The sequence below is a fragment of the Streptomyces sp. NPDC093586 genome, from assembly GCF_044764905.1.
Classification (GTDB): Bacteria; Actinomycetota; Actinomycetes; order Streptomycetales; family Streptomycetaceae; genus Streptomyces.
On record NZ_JBIWJA010000017.1, the window covers coordinates 101,097 to 121,998 of the forward strand.

Sequence of the window (20,902 nt, forward strand, 5' to 3'; positions counted from 1 at the left end):
ATGAACCAGCACAAGGCTGCCAAGATCGCAGAGACGGTTCTGCGGATCGCCGCCGACACCCTCCCCACCGGCCCGGAACCCTCGCTGGACAAGCCCCTGCGGGACTACGGGCTGGCCTCCTTGGCGGCGACCCGGATGCTGCTGGAGATCCAGGTCGAGCTGGGCGTCGAGGTCCCGCTGGAGTGGCTCGGCGGCCAGGTGACCCTCCGCCGGCTCATCGACCACGTGGCGGGGCTCTCCGCGGCGCAGGGCGCCGCGGACCCGGACGGCGGGGCGGACGGCGCGGCGCCGGACGACGGCAGCGGGCCCGGGCACCGCCACGAGCCGTTCCCCCTGACCTCCGTACAGCAGGCCTACGTGGTGGGGCGCGACCCGGACCTGAGCCCCGACCCGTCCGGCTGCCAGCTGTACCGGGAATTCGCGCTGCCAGGTGTCGGCCAGGAGGCCGCCGCGCGGCTGGCGGACGCCTGGCGGGCGCTGGTCGCCCACCAGGAGGCCCTGCGCCTGGTCGTCGACGACAGCGGGCGGCAACGGGTCCGGGAGAATCCCCCGCCGGTCGACGTGCCGGTCCACGACCTGACCGCCGCGGCGCCCGCGGACTTCGCGCGCCATGTGCGGGAGGTGCGCGAGCGGCTGGTGCGGACGGTCCACCGGCCGGGCGCCTGGCCGATGCACGCGGTCGAGATCTCGCAGGGGCCGGACGAGACCCTCGTGCACCTCGCGATCGACGGCATACTCACCGACGGCCACGGCCTCGGCGTCCTCCTCGACCAGTGGTGGGACCGCTACGAGCACCCCGACCGCCCGCTCCCGCCGGCTCCCGTCCCCTTGCGGGACGCCGTCCTCGCCCTCCAAGCCCGCCGCTCCACCGACGCCCACGACGCGGACCTCGCGCACTGGCGCGACCGGCTCGCCGGGATGCCTCCCGGCCCCGCGGTGACGGCGCCCCGGCCTGATCCGCGCCCGGAGGGGCACCCACGCCGTCCGCTGGACGCGGCGCTCACCCCGGCGCAGTGGCGGAACCTGAAGGAGCGCGCGGCCCGCCTGGACGTCACCCCCACCGCGCTGGTGCTCACCGCCTTCACGGAAGTGCTGGCCAGGTACGCCGGTCCCGGCCCGTTCTCCCTCCTGCTCACCACCAGCGACCGGGTACGGCTGCCGCGCGGCACCGACGGGCTGGCCGGGCCGTTCACCTCCACCCTGCTGTTCCCGGCCGCCCCGTCCTTCGACGGTTCCTTCGACGAGGCCGCCCGGGCGGTGCACACCCGTCTGTGGCAGGACCTCCAGCACGCCGGTGTGACAGGCGTCGAGGTACTGCGCGCCCTGCGGTCCGGCGGCGGTCAGGCCCCGGACATGCCGTCCGTGGTCTTCACCAGCCTGCTGGACTCGGCCACCGGCGGGGCGGACGGGCTCATGCCGCACCTCGTCCACACCCGCAGCAGGACCGCCGGGGTCGCGCTCGACCACCAGATGTGGGAGTTCCGCGGGGCCCTGCACTACCACTGGGACGTGGCGGACGGCCTCCTCGTGCCCGGAGCGGCCGACGTCCTCTTCACGGCGCTGGGCAACACACTGCGCGACCTTGCCTCCCCGGACGGCGCGGCACCGGAGTCACGGCCGCTCAACGAACTGCAGAAGGCTTACTACGTCGCGCGCTTCCGGGAGCCGTCGGCCTGGGAAGGCTGCCAGGTCCTCTTCGAGTTCGAGGTCCCGGACCTCGACACCCGGCGGCTGGAGGACGTCTGGCACGCCATGACCGAGCGGTACGACGTGCTGCGCAGCCACCTGTCGCACGACGGCGAGCTGCGGGTGCGCCGCGAGGCCGGGCCGCGCCGGCGCATACCGGTCGTGGAGTGCGGCGGGCCCGCCGAGCGCGCCGCCGTGCGCGCCGCGCTGCGCGAGCGGATGGCCACCAGGGCCTTCCCGCTCGGCCGCCGGCCGCTCTTCGACCTGTGCGTGGTGCGCGGCGGGGACGGCGACCCGGCGGTGTACTGCGCGATCGACCTGGCCGTCGCGGACGGCCGCAGCCTCCATCTGCTGGTGCGGGAACTGATGGCCGGCTGCGCGGGCACCGGCCCGTGGCGGCCGGCCCTGCCGGGCGGCGGACCGCACGCGGCCGGCGGACCGCACCCGGCCGGCGTCCCCGCCGCGCACTCCGACGAGGACCGGGCCGCCTCGGCCGCGTACTGGCGGGAGAGGTTCGCCGGCATGCCTGCGGGCCCGCCGACGACGGCCGCACCGGACCGCCGACGCACCCGGCGGTCCGGCACCCTCGCCGGCTGGCGGCGCGTGCGGCAGGCCGCCGAACGCGCCGGGCTGAGCCCCGACGCCGTACTGCTCGCCGCTCTGACCGAGGCGCTGTCGGCCCGTGTGGCGGAGGACTTCACGGTGGCGGCCGTGCGCTGGCTGCCGGGCGACGACCTCCGCCCGGGGGAGTACACCCGGCTCGGCTGGGTGAGCCGGGGGCCCGCCGGAGCCCAGCCGGCCGAGCGGGCGGCCGCGTTCCAGCGGCAGTTCGACGAGGACGACCGGCGGGGCGCCGCGGTCGACGGGCTCGCCGAGCTGCGCCGGGTCGTCATGAAGGAGCGGGCCGCGGCGGACTTCAGCTTCCCCGTCGTCCACACCGGCCTGCTGGAACTCACCGACCACGCCCCGCCGGCCGGGGTGCGCCCGGGGGAGTGGGTGACCTGCACCCCCGACGTGTCCCTGGACTCCATCTGCGTCGAGGAGGGAGACGCACTGCACTATCACTGGGACTGCGTGGACGCGGACTTCCCGCCCGGCGACGCGGACGCGATGTTCGCCGCGTACGAGCGGTCGCTGGCCGGCCTCGGCGACGAACTCGCCACGGAGCGGGCCGGATCCGCCCCACGGCAAGGCCTCACGGCCCGCGAACGGGAACTCGTCCTGCACACCTGGAACGACACCGCCGTGCCCCTGCCCGACGAGCGGCCCGCCCACCACTTCTTCGAGGACCGGGCCCGCTCGAGGCCGGACGCCGTCGCCGTCGTGCACGCCGGCGGCAGCGTCACCTACGGCGAACTCGACCGCCGGGCGAACGGCATCGCGTGGTCGCTGCGCTCTCTGGGCGTCACCCGCGGCACCACCGTGGGCGTGAGCATGCGCAGGGGGCCCGAGATGATCGCCGCGGTGCTCGGCGTCCTGAAGGCCGGGGGCGCCTACGTGCCGATCGAGCCCTCCCTCCCGGTCGAGCGCGCCGCCGGCATGCTCGCGGACACCCGTACCGGTGTGCTGCTCACGACATCGGACACACGGCGTCCGCCGGCGCCCGCCGGGGTACGGACGGTCGAGGTGGACCGCGACACCGAGCCCTCCGGCGCGGCCCCCGAACCGACGGCGGACGCCGACAGCGTCGCGTACGTCATCTTCACCTCGGGCAGCACCGGGCGGCCGAAGGGCGTCACCGTCGCCCACCGCTCCCTGCGGAACCTGCTGAACTGGGCATGGCGCACCTTCGACCTCGGCCCCGGCGACATGGGCCTCATGGTCACCTCGCTGGGATTCGACCTGTCGGTCTTCGACATCTTCGGCTTGCTGGGGAGGGGCGCGGCGGTCTACGTGGCCGACGAGGAGCAGCAGAGGGACCCGTCCGAACTGCTCGACATCCTGCTCGCCGAGCCGGTCACCTTCTGGAACTCCGCGCCGACCACCCTCGCCCAGCTCATGCCGCTGCTGCCCGCGAGAGCCGCGGGCCGGCCCGGTACGGAAGACCTCCGGCTGGTCTTCCTCAGCGGCGACTACACGCCGCTCTCCCTGCCCGACGACCTGCGGGCTGTGTTCCGCTCCGCCGAACTGGTGAGCCTCGGCGGCGCGACGGAGGCCACGGTGTGGTCCAACTACCACCGCGTGGGGAAAGTCGATCCGGACTGGCGGAGCATCCCGTACGGCAGGCCCATCGACAACGCCCGCTACTACATCCTCGACGGCGACCGGCAGCCCTGCCCGATCGGGGTGGAGGGCGACCTCTACATCGGCGGGGACTGCCTGGCCCTCGGCTACCACAACCAGCCCGGGCTCACGGCCGAGCGGTTCGTGCCCGACCCGTTCGCCGGGCGCTCCGGTCAGCGCATGTACGACACGGGCGACCGGGCGGCCTACGGGCCCGACGGCGTCATCACCTTCCTGGGCCGGTCCGACACACAGGTCAAGATCCGCGGCTTCCGCGTGGAACTCGGGGAGATCGAACACCGGCTGCGCGGCCACCCGGGAGTCAAGGACACCGTGGTGCTGGCCCGCCCGGACGCGGCGGGCGACCGCAAGGTCGTCGCCTATGTGCTGCCCGACGGCGAGGCGCCCCGGGCGCGCGAGCTGAGGTCGTATGCCGCCCGGACCCTGCCGGACTACATGGTCCCCAACCACGTGGTGTTCCTCGACACCTTCCCGGCCACCCCCAACGGCAAGCTGGACCGCGACGCGCTGCCCTGGCCACTGCCCGGCGGAGACGGAGCCGGAGCCGGAGCCGGGGACGGCCCGGCGAGCGCGGCGGCGGAGCTCCCGGACCCCGGCGAGGAGACACCGCCACCGGGCGGGCAGCAGGAGGCCGGGCGGCAGGGAGCCGGGCAGCAGGAGGCCGAGCGGCTCGCGGGGGAGATCGCGGACATCGCGGCGGATCTGCTCGGCGGACCCGTGGACCCCGCCCGGGACCTGTGGGACCAGGGCGCCACCTCCTTCACCATGGTCCGGATCTCCCACACGCTGCAGCAGCGGCACGGGGTGCGCATCCCCGTGAGCGCGCTGGTCGACACGCCGACGGCGCACGGCATCGCCCGGCGGCTGGCCGCCGAGCTGGGCGGCTCCGTCCCCGCGAACGCCCCCGAAGCGGCGCTCACATCGGACTCGCCCGCGCCGTCCGCGCCGGAGGCCCCCGCACACGTCGATCTGCTCGACCCGGAGGCCCTGGCCGCCTTCAAGGCGGCCCGGTGGAACCTGCGCCCGGACGACCCCGGCGAACCGGTCGTGGCTCTGGCACCGGCCGCTCCCCCGACGCGGGACTACACCGGCCGGGCCACCCGGCGCGCGTTCGCCCGGGGGCCGCTTCCGCACGGGGTCTTCTCCGGCTTCCTGGCGCTGCTGCGCACCGCCCACGTCGACGGGCGCGAGCGCCGTACCTATCCGTCGGCGGGCGACACCTACGCCGTGCAGACGTATCTGCACGTCCGTCCGGGCGCGGTGGAGTCGGTGCCCGCGGGCCTCTACTACTACGACCCGCTCCGGCACGCCCTGCGCCTGATCGAGGCGAACCCCTCCATCGACCGCACCGTGCACTTCGTCTACAACCGGCCGGTTTTCGACGAAGCCGCCTTCGAGGTGTACCTGATCGGCCAGACCAAGGGCATCGTGCCGCTGTACGGTCCGGACGGCGAACGCTTCCTGCACCTGGAGGCCGGTTACCTGGGCCAGGCGCTCATGGCGGCCCAGGAGACCACGGGCGTGGGACTCTGCCCCGTCGGCAGCATGGCCTTCGACTCCGTACGCGACTGGCTGCGGCTGGACGAGGGCCACCGCTTCCTCCAGTCGTTCCTGTGCGGTCCGCTCGCGGACGCGGGGCGGAAGGCGCCCGCGGGCGCCGGGACCGCCGTCATCGGCGTCTCCGGGCGCTACCCCGGCGCGGCCACCCTCGACGCCTTCTGGGACAACCTCAGCGAGGGCCGGCGCAGTGTCGCACCGGCGCCCGCCGCACGGGCGGACACCGTCGGGACGACACCGGGCGGATACCTGGAGGACATCGACGCGTTCGACCACGAGCTGTTCCGGGTCTCGCCGAACGAGGCCCGAGTGCTCGACCCCCAGCTCCGGCTGCTGCTGCACGCCGTGTGGGAGTGCCTGGAGGACGCGGGCCACACCCCGCGGTCCCTGCGTCAGGCCGCGCCGCGCACCGGGGTGTTCGTCGCCACCATGTGGAACGACCACCAGCACGTCGGCGCGGACCGGTGGGAGCGCACCGGAACGGCGGAGATCTCCGGCGTCGCCTCGGACATCCCCAACCGCATCTCGCACTTCTTCGGCTTCCGGGGGCCGAGCATCGCCGTCAACACCTCCTGCTCGTCCTCGCTGACCGCCCTGCACCTGGCCGTGGAGTCCCTGCGGCGAGGCGAGTGCGACGCCGCCGTCGTCGGCGCGGCCAACCTCGTGGCCCACCCGTACCACACCGCCGTGCTCCGCGGCCTCGGCCTCGTCGCCCCGGACGGGGTCACCGGTGCCTTCGACGGCGCCGCCGGCGGGTGGTCGCCCGGCGAGGGGGTCGGCGTGCTGCTGCTGCGCCGCACCGAGGACGCCCGGCGCGGTCTCGACCATGTGCACGGCGTGATCGAGAGCACCTGGGTGGACTTCGCGGGCGGCTCGGACCGCTTCGGTGCCCCGGACGCGGCGGCCCTGAGGGACTCGATGGCGCGGGCGCTGGACGGCGCGCGGATCCGGCCGGACGACATCTCGTACGTCGAGTGCGCGGCCACCGGAGCGGCGCTCTCCGACGCCGCCGAGATGGAGGCGCTCGGCGAGCTCTTCCGGGGCCGGGCCGGGGGCCCCATCACCGTGGGGACCCTCAAACCCGTCATCGGGCATCTGGAATCGGCCTCCGCCATGGCGCAGTTGATGAAAACGCTGCTGCAGATGAGGCACCGGTGCGTGGCACCGACCCCCCTGGCCGAGCGGCGCAGCCCGCTCGTCGCCTGGGAGGAGCTGCCGGTGCGCGTCGCGGACCGGCGGACCCCCTGGCTGCCGTCCGGCCCCGGGGAGCCGCTGCGGGCCCTGGTCAACGCCGTGGGCGCCACCGGCTCCCTCGCCCACGCCGTGGTGCGCTCGCCCGTGGCCGGGGACCTGCCGCCGCGGGACGGGGAAGCCCCGGACGGGCCGCTGGTGGCCGTGCTGTCCGCACCCGACCAGGACCGGCTGCGGCAGGCGGCGTACCGGCTCCGGGACCACCTGGAGGCGCGCGCCGCGGACGGCGGGGCCCCGGACCCGGCGGCCATCGCGTACACGCTCCAGACCGGCCGTGTCCACCATGCGCACCGGCTGGCCCTCCCCTGCGACGACACGGCCGCCCTGCGGCAGGCGCTGGACGCCTGGCTGGAGGGCCGTGAATGCCCGGCGCCGGACTCCGGCGCCGTCACCCGCTGGCTCGCGGGGGAGGAGGTGGACTGGGCGCGGCTGTGGACGCGCCCGGCCCGCCGGGCACCGCTCCCGGTGCGGGTGCTCGCCGCCGGGGACCCGGCGGCCGGGCCCGCGGCCGGGCCCGCAACCCCCGCGCCGCCGGACGGGGAGCGGGAGCGGGTGGAACGGACCGAGCGGCGCCTGGTGGAGCTCTACGCCGAGGTCTCCGGCATACCGGCCGCACACCTCGACCCCCGGGCCCGGCTCGACGGTTACGGGCTCACCTCCTACCTCGTGGCGCGTCTCAACGTCCGCGTCCAGGAGGAGTTCCCCGGGGCGCTGGCGACGCTGTTCTTCGAGCAGCGGACCCTGCGCGGCGCGGCGGAGCGCCTCGCCGCGCTCGCCGGGTCGGCGCCGGCGCCGACCGGAGCCGACGCGTCGGCCGGGCCCCGCGCGGTGACCGACGTGGCCGTGATCGGCCTGGGCGGGCGCTACCCGCGCGCCGCGGACCTGCGGGAGTTCTGGGACCGGCTGGCGGCGGGGGAGGACTGCGTCCGCGGACTGCCCGGCGGACGCCGCACGGGCCGCCCCCAGGAGCACCTGATGCAGGGCGGCTTCCTCGACGACGTGGACCGCTTCGACCCCCTGTTGTTCGGCATCGCGCCGAAGGACGCCGACCTGATGGACCCTCAGGAGCGCCTGTTCCTGGAGGTGGTCCGGGAGACGCTGGAGGACGCCGGGTACCCGCGCGAGCGGCTGCGCCGGGCCCATGACGCCCGCGTCGGCGTCTACGTGGGCTCCATGCACAACGAGTATCCGTACCTCGGCGTCGAGCGGACGCTGGCGGGACAGCCCGTCGCCACCGGCGGGACGCCCGCGGGCATCGCCAACCGGGTGTCGTACTACCTGGACGCCCAGGGCCCCAGCATGACGGTGGACACCATGTGCTCCTCCTCGCTCACGGCCCTCCATCTGGCGGTGGAGTCCCTGCGGCGGGGCGAGTGCCGCGTGGCCCTGGCCGGCGGGGTCAACCTCTCCCTGCACCCCAACAAGTTCGTCCAGCAGCGAGCCATGGGGATGACCTCCAGCGACTACCGGTGCCGCGGTTTCGGGGCGGGTGGCGACGGGTTCGCGCCCGCCGAGGGAGCGGGGGCCGTCCTGCTCAAACCGCTGGACCGGGCCGTGGCCGACGGCGATCGGATCCTCGGCGTGATCAAGGGCACGGCTGTGGGCCACGGCGGTCGGACCAACGGCTACACCGTGCCGGACCCGGCGGCCCAGGCGCGGGTCGTCGCCGAGGCCCTGCGGGCGGCGGGCGTCGCACCGGGGACGATCGGCTACGTCGAGGCCCACGGCACCGGCACGGCGCTCGGCGATCCGGTGGAGATCGCGGGGCTGGACATGGTCTACGCCGGACTGCCGTCCGGCTCCGTCCCCATCGGCACCGTGAAGTCCAACATCGGTCATCCGGAGGCAGCGGCGGGCATCGCCGGACTGACCAAGGTGCTGCTGCAGATGCGGCACGGCCGGTTCGCGCCCTCCCTGCACACCGAGGAGCTCAACCCCCGGATCGACTGGGCGGCCTCGCCCTTCCGCGTGCAGCGCGAGGCCGCCGACTGGCCGCGCCCGGCCGGGGTGCCGCGTCGGGCTGGGATCAGTTCGTTCGGTGCGGGCGGCTCCAACGCCCATGTCGTCGTGGAGGAGTACGCCGAGGAGGAGCGCGTGGGGCAGCATGCCGCCCGCGGGGAGGAGCCGGAACGGGAGCGACGCCAGCCGGTGGTGCTCTCCGCGCGGACCGAAGAGGCGCTCGGCCTGCTCGTGGAGCGTACGGTCGGATGGCTGCGGGAGCGGCGGGACGGCGGTGACGGTGTCACGCTCGCCGACGTCGCCTACACCTGCCAGATGGGCCGCGAACCGCTGCGCGAGCGCTTGGCCCTGGTGGTGTCCTCCCTGCCGGAACTGGCCGAGCGGCTGGAGGCGTTCCTGGCCGGTCGCGGCGGCGGGGTGCTGCGCGGCCGGGCGGCCGGACCGGACGCGCACGGTGCGCCCGCCGAGGAGCGCGACCCGCGGGGCCGGGAGGCCGAGGAGATCGCCCGCGCCTGGGTCGACGGCGCCGCGTGGGACTGGGCCGCCTGGCACACGGGCCGCCGCAGGATCGTGCCCCTGCCCACCTATCCCTACGCCCGCCACCGCTGCTGGCTCCCGGAGCCTGAGCCGGGGATGGAGGCGGAACACGGGCCTGAGGCGGAGCGGCGTCCGCTGCCCGACCTGGCGGTGCACGGGACCGGCGTCCCGCTGTGCGAACGTGTCTGGGAGGCCCGCGAATCGCCGGAGCCGCCATCGGGCGAGGAGGCGCACGGGGTCGTGGTCGTCCTGGTGGGCGAGGGGACCGCGGCGCTCGGCCGGGAGGCCGCCGAGGCGCTCGGCACCGGCCGGACGCTGCTGCTGCGCGAGGGCGGGGAGGCGCACGGGGGGACCACCGTCTTCCACGATCCGGCGGGTGCCGTACGCGCCGTCGCCGGACTCCGGGACGTACGAGGTGTGCTGGACCTGACCGATGTCGGGCGGCCCGATGACGACCCCGGACCGTGGCAGGCCCGGCTGGCCCTGCTCCAGGAGCTGATCCGCGCCACGGACGGGCGCCTGCGCCTGCTGCTGGTCACCCAGGGCCTCCAGGACCCGCCGGGTGTGCGGCCGTCCATGGCCGGGGCGCGGATGGCGGCCTTCGTGCGGATGCTCGGCGCCGAGTACCCCGGGATCTCGGCCACCCACCTGGACACCGATCTGCCCACGCCCGGCCGCATCGCCGCCGAGTGGCACGCCGGGGACGCCTTCGCCGAGGTGTGCCACCGCGGTACGGCACGCCTGGTCGCGCGGTCCGTGCCGGTCTCCGGCGGGGCGGCCGGCGAGGGAGCGGCCCCCCTCAGGGCGGACCCGGACCGGACCTACCTCGTCACGGGCGGTACTCGGGGGCTCGGCTCCCTGGTGGCCCGGCGCCTCGTCGCGCGTGGTGCCCGCCGTATCGCCCTGACCAGCCTGTCCGGTCTGCCCGACCGCGCGGACTGGGACAGCCCGGGGCTCACGCCCGTACAGCGGGAGGCGGTACGGACCGTCCGGGCCCTCGAACGTGAGGGAGCGCGCGTCGCGGTGCACGGCGGCCCGCTCACCGACCGGGCCGCACTGGCCGCGTTCCTGGACGACGTACGCACCGAGTTCGGCCCGGTCGGCGGTGTGGTGCACTGCGCCGGCACGGGGACGCGCGGCCCCGCCCCGTTCGCCCGCAAGGGACTCGACGACATCCGGGCGGTCCTGGAGCCGAAGGCCGAGGGGCTGGAGACACTGGCCGGCCTGTGCGAGGAGGACCGCCCGTCGTTCTTCGTGGTGTTCTCCTCCGTCTCCTCGGCGCTGCCGCGCCTGGCCGCGGGGATGAGCGACTACGCCGCCGCCAACGCGTACGCCGACAGTGTCGTCCGCCACCAGGTCCGGCTCGGCCGCCCCTGGTTCCGCGCTGTGCAGTGGCCCGTGTGGGAGGGCGGTTCGGCCGGGCCGGCCGCCCGGGCGGCGTGCGCGCGCGAGGGCATCGGCACCCTGACGGCCGACGAAGGGCTCGCGCTCCTCGAACGGATCGCCACCCTCCCCGGGCCGGCGGTCGTGATGCCGGCTCCGCGGCCCGGTCCGGAGGGCCCGGACGGGAATCCGGAGGCCGGGGATCCGACGGACGCTCCGGCGGTGGCGGCGGTCGGTGCCCGCGCGCGGGCGGCGGAAGCGGGGAAGCGGGGAGCGGACGTGGGGGCGAGGACGGGGGAGGCGAGCACGGGGGAGGCGCTGGACGTGCGGCAGGTACCGGACTGGCTGGCCGGGCTGTTCGAGACGACCGTGGGTGTGCCCCGCTCCGAACTCGACCCGGCCGTCTCCTTCCACGACCTGGGGATCGGCTCCGTGATGCTGGCCGAACTGGTGGTGGGAATCGAGCGGCGGACGGGTCGGCCCATGGAGCCGACCGCGCTGTTCGAACACTCCACGCTCGAACGGCTCGCGGCGTACCTGGCGGACCGGTTCGGCCCGCTGCCCGAGCCGGAGCGGCTGCCCGCACCCGACGCGCTGCCGGCGTCCAACGCCCTGCCGGCGGCTGACCCGTTGCCCGCGCCCGACCAGCTGCCCGAGTCCGGGCCCCGGGCCGGGTCCGGGGTGCCCCCCAGGCCGCGGGTGGCACCCGAGGGCGACACGGCCGGCCGGGTCGCCGTCATCGGCATGGCCTGCCGGTTCCCCGGGGCACCCGATCTGGACAGTTATTGGAAGCTGCTGACCTCGGGGGCGGTCGCCGTCGGGGACGTGCCGGCGGAACGCTGGGACACCGCGCGCCTGTACCGGCCCGAACCGGCGCCGGGCTACAGCGTCAGCCGGTGGGGCGGCTTCGTCGAGGGCCTGGAGGACTTCGACGCCGACTGGTTCGGCATGACCGAGGAGGAGGCGACCTGCCTCGACCCCGCAGTGCGGCTGTTCCTGGAGGGCGCGGCGACGGCGCTGCGGGACGCCGGATACCGCGAGGACGAACTGGCCGGCAGGCCCGTCGGTGTCTTCGCGGGAGCCAGGATGTCGGGATACCGCCGCAGGGCGGGAGCGCGCGGGGGCGCCGCGCAACTGGGCGGCGACCAGAACTTCATCGCGGCCTGGGCGTCGCACCATTACGACCTGCGGGGCCCGGCGATGGTGGTGGACAGCGCCTGCTCGTCGGCCCTGGTCGGGGTGCGGCTCGCCTGCCGCAGCCTGCTGGAGGGGGAGTCGGAGCTGGCGCTCGCCGGCGCCGTGGAGGTGCTGCTCGACGAGGAGCCGTACCTGGAGTTCAGCGCGGCCGGGGCGCTCTCCCCGTCGGGCAGGTGCCGGACCTTCGACGAGCGGGCGGACGGCTTCGTCCCGGGAGAGGGCTGCGGGGTGCTGCTGCTCAAGCGGCTCGACGCGGCTCTGCGCGACGGTGACCGTGTCCATGCCGTCATCGAGGCCGTGGCGGTCAACAACGACGGGCGGACGATGGGGCTCACGACGCCCAACCCCCGGGCGCAGTCGGCCGTCGTGCGCAGCGCCCTGGCCGAGGCGGGGCTGCGGGCCACGGACATCGGCATGGTGGAGGCCCACGGGACCGCGACGGTCATCGGAGACCCGATCGAGCTGCGGGCCCTGAGCGATGTCTTCCGGGAGAGCACCGACAGGACGGGCTTCTGCGCGATCGGCAGCGTGAAGTCCAACGTGGGACACCTGCTGAGTGCGGCCGGGATCGCCGGCCTCGTCAAAGCGGTGCTGGCGGTGGAGCACGGCACGGTCCCGCCGACCGCAGGCTGCGAGCGGCCCAATCCCCGGCTGGGGCTGGAGAGTTCTCCCTTCCGCGTGCAGACCGAACCGCTCCCGTGGAGCACGCGAGGCCGCAGGCTGGCCGGGGTCAGCGCGTTCGGACTGGGCGGGACCAACGCCCACGCGATCGTCGGCGAACCGTATCCCGGGTGGCGGGACGCCCACCGCCCGGTGCGGCGGCCGCTGCCCGCTCCGGAGTTCCGGCGCAGGCGGTACTGGTTGGACCGGGAACCCGACCCGGTCGCGTCGATCCTGCGACTGAGCTTCGCGGACGGCGACGGAACGGCTCAGAGGTCGATGCGGAGGGGGACACGGCGGTGACCGACGAACCGATCGAGTGCGGTCTGGTGTTGACCGACGACGACTTCATCATGCGCAACCACCATGTGCACGGCGTCTCGGTGATGCCGGGCGTGACGTTCCTCGACATCATCTGCCGGATCCTCCAGGCCCGGGGTCTGGACCACCGGCGGGCCGTCCTGGAGAGGATCCTGTTCCACGAGGCCGCGGTCACGGCACCGGGGGCGGACCGCGAGATCCGCTTCACCGTCTCCCCGCCGGGCGCGGACGGGACGCGCGCCGTCCGCGCCGAGAGCCGGAGGCTGGGCGCCCCGGACTCGCCGTGGCGGGAGAACCTTCAGGCGATCCTCCGCCTCGACGGCGCCCCGGACGGCGGTCCGGGCAGCGGCCCGCTGGACCTCGTGGCTCTGCGCGAGGGCGCCGTGCGCAGCTACGACATGGCGGAGCTGTACGCGCGGGCCCGCGCCGAGGAGATCCGGCACGGCGCCGCCATGGCCTGCCACGGCACCGTCCACGTCGGTGACGACCACCTCCTCGCGGAGCTGGCCGTGGACCCCTCGGTGGCCGGGATCGACGGCTTCCTGCTGCACCCCGCGCTGCTCGACGCCTCCACCATCGCGGCGTACGGCCAGACCGAGGCCGCGTCCCGGGACCCGTTCATCCCCGTCTACATCGACCGGTTCCGGGCCCTGCGCCCGCTCGGCCGGAGTGTGCTGCTGTACGCGCCGCGCCGGGAGCGGCTGGCCGCCTCCGGCGACGTCATCAGCAACGACTACGGCCTCTACGACGAACAGGGCTACCTGCTGGCCGAGTTCACCGGACTGACCTGCAAGCGCATACGCCATCCGGGACTGATCACCAAGCTGCTGGAAGCGCCCGGAGCGGCGTCGGTGCCCGCCGCCGAGACCGCCGCCGCCCCGGAAGAGCATTCTGTCCCCGCCCGGCCGCCGGCCGCCGCCCCGGAACCGTCACCGGACGCGGTGGCGGCCTTCACGGCCCGGCTGCGCCTGCTCGTCGGCCGGGCGCTCGGCACGGATCCCGCGCGGGTGAGCACGGACACCGGCTTCTACGAACTGGGCCTGGACTCCGCCGACATGGTGCGCATCAGCCGGCAGTTGGAGGAGTCGGCCGGCGGCACGCTCTACCCCACGCTCCTCTTCGAGTTCACGGACATCGACAGCCTCGCGGCCCACCTGGGCGGCACCCACGCCTACCGCGCACCCGGCGAGGACACCCGCGGGGACGCCGAGGAGACCACCGAGGAGATCGCTGAGCCCGGGACGACCGGACTGTTCCGGCCGGAGTGGACCCCCGCCCCGGACACCGCCGGGGAACTCCCGGAGGGCGACATCGTCCTGTTCGGGACCGGCGACGGCCCGGCGGGCCCCGACGGTACCGCGCAGGAGCTGCGCTCCCGCCTGGGCGGACGGGGCCGGGTCGTCGAGGCCGGCCCGGACGGGGCCGGGCGGCCCGAACGGCTGTGGGAGGAACTCGACGCCCAGGGGATCCGCCCGGCGGCGTGCGTCGTGCTCGGCCCCGGGTCCGGGGAGCCGGATCCTGCCCGCCCCGCCATGGCCGTCCTCCGGCTGGCCAAGGCCCTGGCCGAGCGGTGGCCCGGGGAGCGCCGGGCCCTGTTCTCCGTCCACCGCGCGGACGGCCAAGCGTCCGCCGCGCACCTCGCCGTCGGCGCTCTCGCCCGGTGCCTGACGGCCGAGGCCCCGGACCTGGACTGCCGCGCCGTCGGCGTCGGCGCCTGGAGTGCGGAAGGGGTGGCCGACGCCGTCGCGCGCGAGCTGCGCGCGTCCGCGGGGACACCCGAGGTCCGGCACGTCCGCGGCGTGCGCGAGGTGCGGGCGTTCCGGCCCACCGGGGACGAACCGGCGACGCCGCCGGAGCGGCCGGCCCTCCGCGAGGGCGGTGTGTACGTGATCACCGGCGGCTCCGGCCGCCTCGCCTCCGTCCTGGTCGGACACCTCACCGCCGCCCACCGGGCGAGGATCGCCCTCCTCGGGCGCCGGCCCGCACCCGAAGAGCTGCGGGAGCGCATGGCGCGCTGGCGCTCCCTCGGAGCCGAGGTGGAGTACCTGAGGGCCGACGTCACACGCCGCACGGACGTTGAGGACGCGCTCCGCCGCGTACGCGACCTGTACGGCCGGATCGACGGCGTCTTCCACACCGCGGGCGTGACGGCGGACGCGCTGTTCCGGAACAAGACGCCCGAGGCCCTGGCCGACGTGGTGGCGCCGAAAGCGCTGGGAGCGCTGCATCTCGACGCCGCCACCGCCGACGACTCCCTGGAACTGTTCGTCCTGTACTCATCGCTGTCCGCCTCCCAGGCGAACACGGGGCAGAGCGACTACGCCTTCGCGAACGCTTTCCTGGAACACTTCGCCGAGCAACGGGCGTCTCGCCCGGACCGGCCGGGACGCACCTACGCCATCGCCTGGCCGATGTGGGCCGAAGGCGGCATGCGGCTGACCCCGGAGGCGGTGCGGCACTCTCGCACGGCGCTCGGGACCTGGCCGATGCCCACCGACGAGGGGCTCGCCCTGCTGGACCGCGTGCTGTCCGGGCCCGAAGGGACGGTGGTCGCCGTCCACGGGTCCGCGGAAGGGGTGAGGCGAGCCCTGCCCCGGCCCGCCGTCCCCCGCACGGCGGGGGCGCGCGCGGCCGCCGCGGATCGCGTCCGGGACGTGCGGTCGCTAGGCGCGGTTCCGGACGACCCCGGCCCCGTCGCGATCGTCGGCATCGCCGGCAGCTACCCGCAGGCACCGGACGTCGACGCGTTCTGGCGGAACCTCCTGGAGGGCCGCGACTGCATCACGGAGATCCCGGCCGACCGCTGGGACCACAGCGCCTACTTCGATGCCGAGGCGGCCGGTCCGGGCACCACATACAGCCGGTGGGGCGGTTTCCTCGACGGCGTGGACCGGTTCGACCGGGCGCTGTTCGGGATATCGCGGCGGGACGCGGAGCGGATGGACCCCCAGGAACGGCTGTTCCTGACCACCTGTTGGAAGACGCTGCAGAACGCGGGCTACCCGCCGCAGGCACTGTCCGGCGAGACCGTCGGGGTCTTCGCCGGGGTCATGTGGAACCACTACCAGCTCTTCGAGGAGCAGGGCGTGGCGCCGACGGCCATGCACGCCGCAGTGGCCAACCGTGTCTCGTACTGCTTCGACCTGACGGGGCCGAGCCTGGCCGTGGACACGGCCTGCTCGTCGTCGCTCATGGCCGTGCACCTCGCGGTGGAGAGCATCCGCCGCGGGGAGAGCACCATGGCGCTGGCCGGCGGGGTGAACGTCACCATCCACCCGCAGAAGTACCTCCAGTTGGCGCAGGGCCGATTCCTCGCCGAGGACGGACGCTGCCGCAGCTTCGGGAAGGGCGCCACGGGGTACGTGCCCGGCGAGGGCGTGGGCGCCGTCCTGCTCAAGCCGCTGCGCCGCGCCGAGGCCGAGGGCGATCACATCCTCGGCGTGATCCGGGGGACCGCCACCAACCACACCGGGCGGACCAGTGGGTTCACCGTTCCCAGCCCCGACTCGCAGGCCGCGCTGATCCGGGACGCATGGCGGCGGTCCGGCGCCGCCCCGGGCACCGTCGGCTGCATCGAGGCCCACGGCACGGGCACGGCCCTGGGCGACCCCGTGGAGGCCGAGGGGCTGCGCAAGGCGTTCGAGGACGTCGGTCTGGCCCCGGGCGGCTGCGCCGTGGGGTCGGTCAAGTCCTCCATCGGGCACCTGGAGTCGGCGGCCGGGATCGCCGGACTGACCAAGGTGCTGCTGCAAATGAGGCACGGCACGCTCGTCCCCTCGCTCCACGCCGAGGAGCCGAACCCGCACCTCGACCTCGACGGAACGCCGTTCCGTATCCAGACGGAGCGCGCCCCGTGGTCGGCGCCGCCGGACGGTTCGCCGCGCCGCGCGGGCGTCAGCGCCTTCGGGGCCGGCGGGGCCAACGTCCACCTGGTGGTGGAGGAGTACCGGCCCGCCGTACCGCGACCGCGCGACCGCGCCGACCGTCCCCGGCTCTTCGTCCTCTCGGCGCGGGACGAGGCATCCCTGCGCGCATACGCCGCACGGCTGCGCGCCCACCTGGACGGACCCGCCTCCGACGTGCCCGGATCCGCGCCGGCCCCGGCGACGGCGGAGCTGACCGTGCTGGCCGCGGAGCTGCTGGGCATCGACCCCGCGCAGACGGACCCGGACGCCCCGCTGGGCGACCTCGGCATGGACGCCTCCACCCTGCGGGAACTGGCGCGCCGCGCCGAGGAGCGCTTCGGCGCGGCTCCACCCCCCGACGCCTGCGCCCCGGACGCGACGCTGCGCGGCCTGGCCGCACGGCTGCAGGCGGACGCCGGGACCGGAACCGGCCTCGGCGACCTCATCCATACCCTCCAGGTGGGCAGGGCGGCGCTGCCGTACCGGATGGCGATCGTGCTCGACGCCGGGCCCGCGGGCCACGCGCGGTTGCGCGCGGGCCTCGACAGGTTCCTCGGCGGTGAAACCCCCGACGACTCCCACCACTGGCCGACGGCGGACCGGGCCACCGGGGCGAACCTGTCCCGCGAGGCATGCGCGGACCTCCACCGCCAGGGGCGGCTGCGGGAGCTGGCCGCGGCCTGGGTGGCGGGCAGCGACGTCCCGTGGGACGAACTCGCCGCGCACGGGACCGGCCCGGCGCCCCGCCGCATCCCGCTGCCGCACCCGCCGCTCCACGAGGAGCGCTGCTGGCTCGGCAACTGGCGCGGCGGTACCGGCCCGGTGCAGCCGCGGCCGCCCGCCGCCACTTTGTCGGCCGAGGCCGGGAGGAGAGCGGTCCGGTCCGCCGCCGTGCCGGAACCGCCGGTGCTCGGTGTGTCCGATGACGGGCCCCCCGTCGAACTGCGCGTCCTCGACCCCGGGGTCGCCCTGGTGGTCATGCGGACCACCGGCAACATGTTCACCGAGGAGACCGTGCGAGGTCTGGAGGACGCCTTCGCCCGGCTGGCCGCCGACGACGCCGTCAAGGCGGTCGTCCTCACCGGAGCGGGTCAGGCGTTCAGCATGGGCGGCACGCCCGAGGCGCTGGAGCGACTCGCGAGCGGGCAGGGCAGCTTCACCGATGTGCCGTTCCTCTACGAGGGGCTGCTGCGCTGCGACCGCCCGGTGATCGCCGCCCTGTCGGGGCACGCCTCAGGCGGCGGCCTGGCGTTCGGCCTGCACGCGGACATCGTGCTGATGGCCCGCGAGGGCGTGTACGCGGCCAACTTCCTGAACTACGGGTTCACCCCGGGCATGGGAGCCACCTACATCCTCGAGCGCCGCCTCGGGCGTTCCATGGCCGCGGAGATGTTCTACTCGGCCAGGCCCGTGAGCGGTGCCGAGCTGGAGCGGAGGGGGGCTCAGGTCACCTTCCTGCCCCGGGAGGAGGTCCTGCCCGCCGCGCTCGACCTGGCGCGCTCGATCGCGGCCCGGCCCCCGGCGGCGGTGCGGGCCCTCAAGCGTGAACTGGCGGACCGCACGCTGGGCGAACTGTCCGCGGCGGTGGCGAAGGAGGCCGAGCTGCACACCCGGGTGCTGGGCGGGGAGGCGGTGGCCAGGGTCCAGGACCACACGGCCAGGGTGCGGAACTACGCGGAAGGGGAGCCGCCCGCGACCGCCGCGGCGATGCCCGCGGCGCCGCAGGACCGGCCGGCGGGGCCGGATCGCGAGAGCGTCGTCGCCGTGGTGGTGGAAACCCTGTGCGGGCATCTCTACCTCGACAAGGACGAGATCGACTCGGCCCTGGCCTTCAGCGAGATGGGCGTCGACTCGTTGGGCGCCGTCGAGATCGTCCGCGACCTCAACGAGCGGTTCGGCCTCGGGCTCGACTCCGTGGCCGTCTACGACCACCCCACGCTCGACCGGCTCGCCGACTTCGCCCTGGCGGAAGCCGCCCGGGTACGCGCCCTGCACACCGCCGCGCTCAGCCCCGCGACGCAAGCCGCGGGCTCCGCCGACCGGGCTTCGGAGCCTGCCGCCGGGTTTTCGGTGTCCTCGGCCGGGGTCTCGGAGTCTGCCGCTCGGGTCTCGGGGCCCGCCGGTCAGGCCGCGCAGCCCGTCGCTCCGGCCGTTCGTCTGCCGGACGTGCGGAGGGAGGCACCGGCACCGGCCCGGCCCTCCGCCACCCCCTCACCGACGGTCACCCTCGCGCCGGTTCCCTCCGGCCCACCCGCCCAGTCCCCTCCCGTCCCGGCAACTCCCGCCCCGTCGCGCCCCGAGCCTGCTCCCGTGCGCGAGCAGCGGGAGGCCTCGGGCACCGGGGCCGTGGACATCGCGGTCATCGGCATGTCGGGCCGCTTCCCCGACGCCCCGGACCTGGACGCCTTCTGGAGCAACCTCGCGGAGGGCCGCTGCAGTATCCGCGAGGTGCCCTCCGAACGCTGGGACGTGGCGCGGCACTACGACCCCGACCGGCGGGCCCGCGGACGCACGTACAGCAAGTGGGCCGCCCTGCTTCCGGACGTGGACCGGTTCGATGCCGCCTTCTTCCGCCTGTCCCCGATGGAGGCGGAGCTGATGGACCCCCAGCAGCGGCTGTTCCTGGAGGAGGCGTGGTCGGCCCTGGAGGACGCCGGGTACGCGGTGCCCGGACCCGAAAGGGCCCGCTGCGGTGTCTTCGTCGGCTCGGGCGCGGGTGACTACCTCAGCCTGCTGGAGCGCACCGGCGCGGACGGCGTCGGCCAGGCGTTCCTGGGCAACTCGCCCTCGATCCTGGCCGCCCGTATCGCCTACCACCTCGACCTCAAGGGCCCCTCGGTCTCCATCGATACGGCGTGCTCCTCCTCCCTGGTGGCGGTGCACCAAGCCGTGTCGAGCCTGCGCTCGGGTGAGTGCGACATGGCGCTGGCCGGCGGTGTGGCGCTCATGATCACGCCCCGGATGCACGTGTGGACCAGTGGCACCGGCATGCTGTCGCCCACCGGCCGCTGCGTCCCGTTCGACGCCTCGGCCGACGGGATCGTGCTCGGCGAGGCGGTGGGGGCCGTCGTACTCAAACCGCTGGAGCGGGCCCTGGCCGACGGAGACACCGTGTACGCGGTGATCAAGGGGACGGGGACCAACGGGGACGGCAGGACCAACGGGATCACCGCGCCCAGCGCGGACTCCCAGGCCGCGCTGCTGGAAGAGGTGTACGCGCGCTCGGGCGTGTCCCCGGACGAGGTGGGTTACGTCGAGGCGCACGGCACCGGGACCCAGCTCGGCGATCCCATCGAGGCGAAGGCCCTCGTCCGGGTCTTCGGCCGGCGGGACCCCGCGGCCGGCCCGTGTCACGTCGGATCGGTGAAGGCCAACATCGGTCACACCACCCTGGCCGCCGGTATCGCGGGCTTCCTCAAGACCGTGCTCGCACTGCGGCGGGGCGTCATCCCGCCGTCCCCCGGCTTCGAGGAGATCAACCCGAAGATCTCCTTCGAGGACGGCCCGCTGCGCGTCCCTACCGAGACGGTGCCGTGGCACGCGGGACCCTCCGGCGTCCGGTTCGGGGCCGTGAGCAGCTTCGGCTTCAGCGGCACCAACGCCCATGTGGTGCTGGCCGAGGCGCCCCCGCCGGCGGGCGGGGCGGCCGGCCGTGGGAACGCCGTGGTGCTGCCGGTGTCGGCCATGACGGCCGACGGACTGCACCGCCTGGTGGGACGGGTGGCCGACGCGCTCACGGAGGAGCACGACCTCGGCGACGTGGCCCGGACCCTGGCGATGTCCCGCACGCACTTCCCCGTGCGGACCGCACTGGTGGCGGCCTCGGTACGGGAGGTCCGGGAGCAGGCGGCGACGGTGCTGGCCGGCGGTACGCCCGCCCTGGACCGGCACGGCGAGGAGCTGCGGCGGTTCGCCGAGGACTACCTGAGGGGAGAAGACGTCGACTGGTCGCGGCTCCACGGCGGGCGCCCCAGGCGGAACGTCTCCCTCCCCACCTACCCGTTCGCGGGAGCCAGGCACTGGGCCGGGCCGCCCGCGGACACGCAGGGGGAGGTGGACCCGGTTCCGGCCCCCGGGCGGCCCGGAACCGAACGCGCCGCCCACCGGCTGATGGTCTGCCGCCCGCGCTGGCGGGAGGCGGCCCCGCCGCAGGCGCCGGCCGCCGGCCCGGGGTCCGGGCGCAGGGTCGTCCTCGTCCACGA

General features: G+C 75.3%; 2 protein-coding genes (1 of these 2 running past the window's edge). Both read left to right on the top strand.

Annotated features, from left to right (window positions below; genetic code table 11):
- Positions 1-12,777: an amino acid adenylation domain-containing protein gene (locus ACIRFH_RS19585; protein WP_403522185.1), complete on the top strand. Its 12,777-nt coding sequence runs from the start codon at positions 1-3 to the stop codon at positions 12,775-12,777.
- Positions 12,774-20,902, top strand: partial view of an SDR family NAD(P)-dependent oxidoreductase gene (locus ACIRFH_RS19590; protein WP_403522187.1) — the 5' end (the start) only. The gene runs 11,545 nt beyond the window's last position; 8,129 of the gene's 19,674 nt are visible here — the first part of the coding sequence; it begins with the start codon at positions 12,774-12,776; its stop codon lies beyond the right edge, outside the window. Before ACIRFH_RS19585 ends, ACIRFH_RS19590 begins: the two co-directional genes overlap by 4 nt.

Coding starts and splice junctions, on each gene's coding strand:
- ACIRFH_RS19585 (WP_403522185.1), top strand. CDS start 1: ATGAACCAGCACAAGGCTGCCAAGATCGCAGAGACGGTTCTGCGGATC.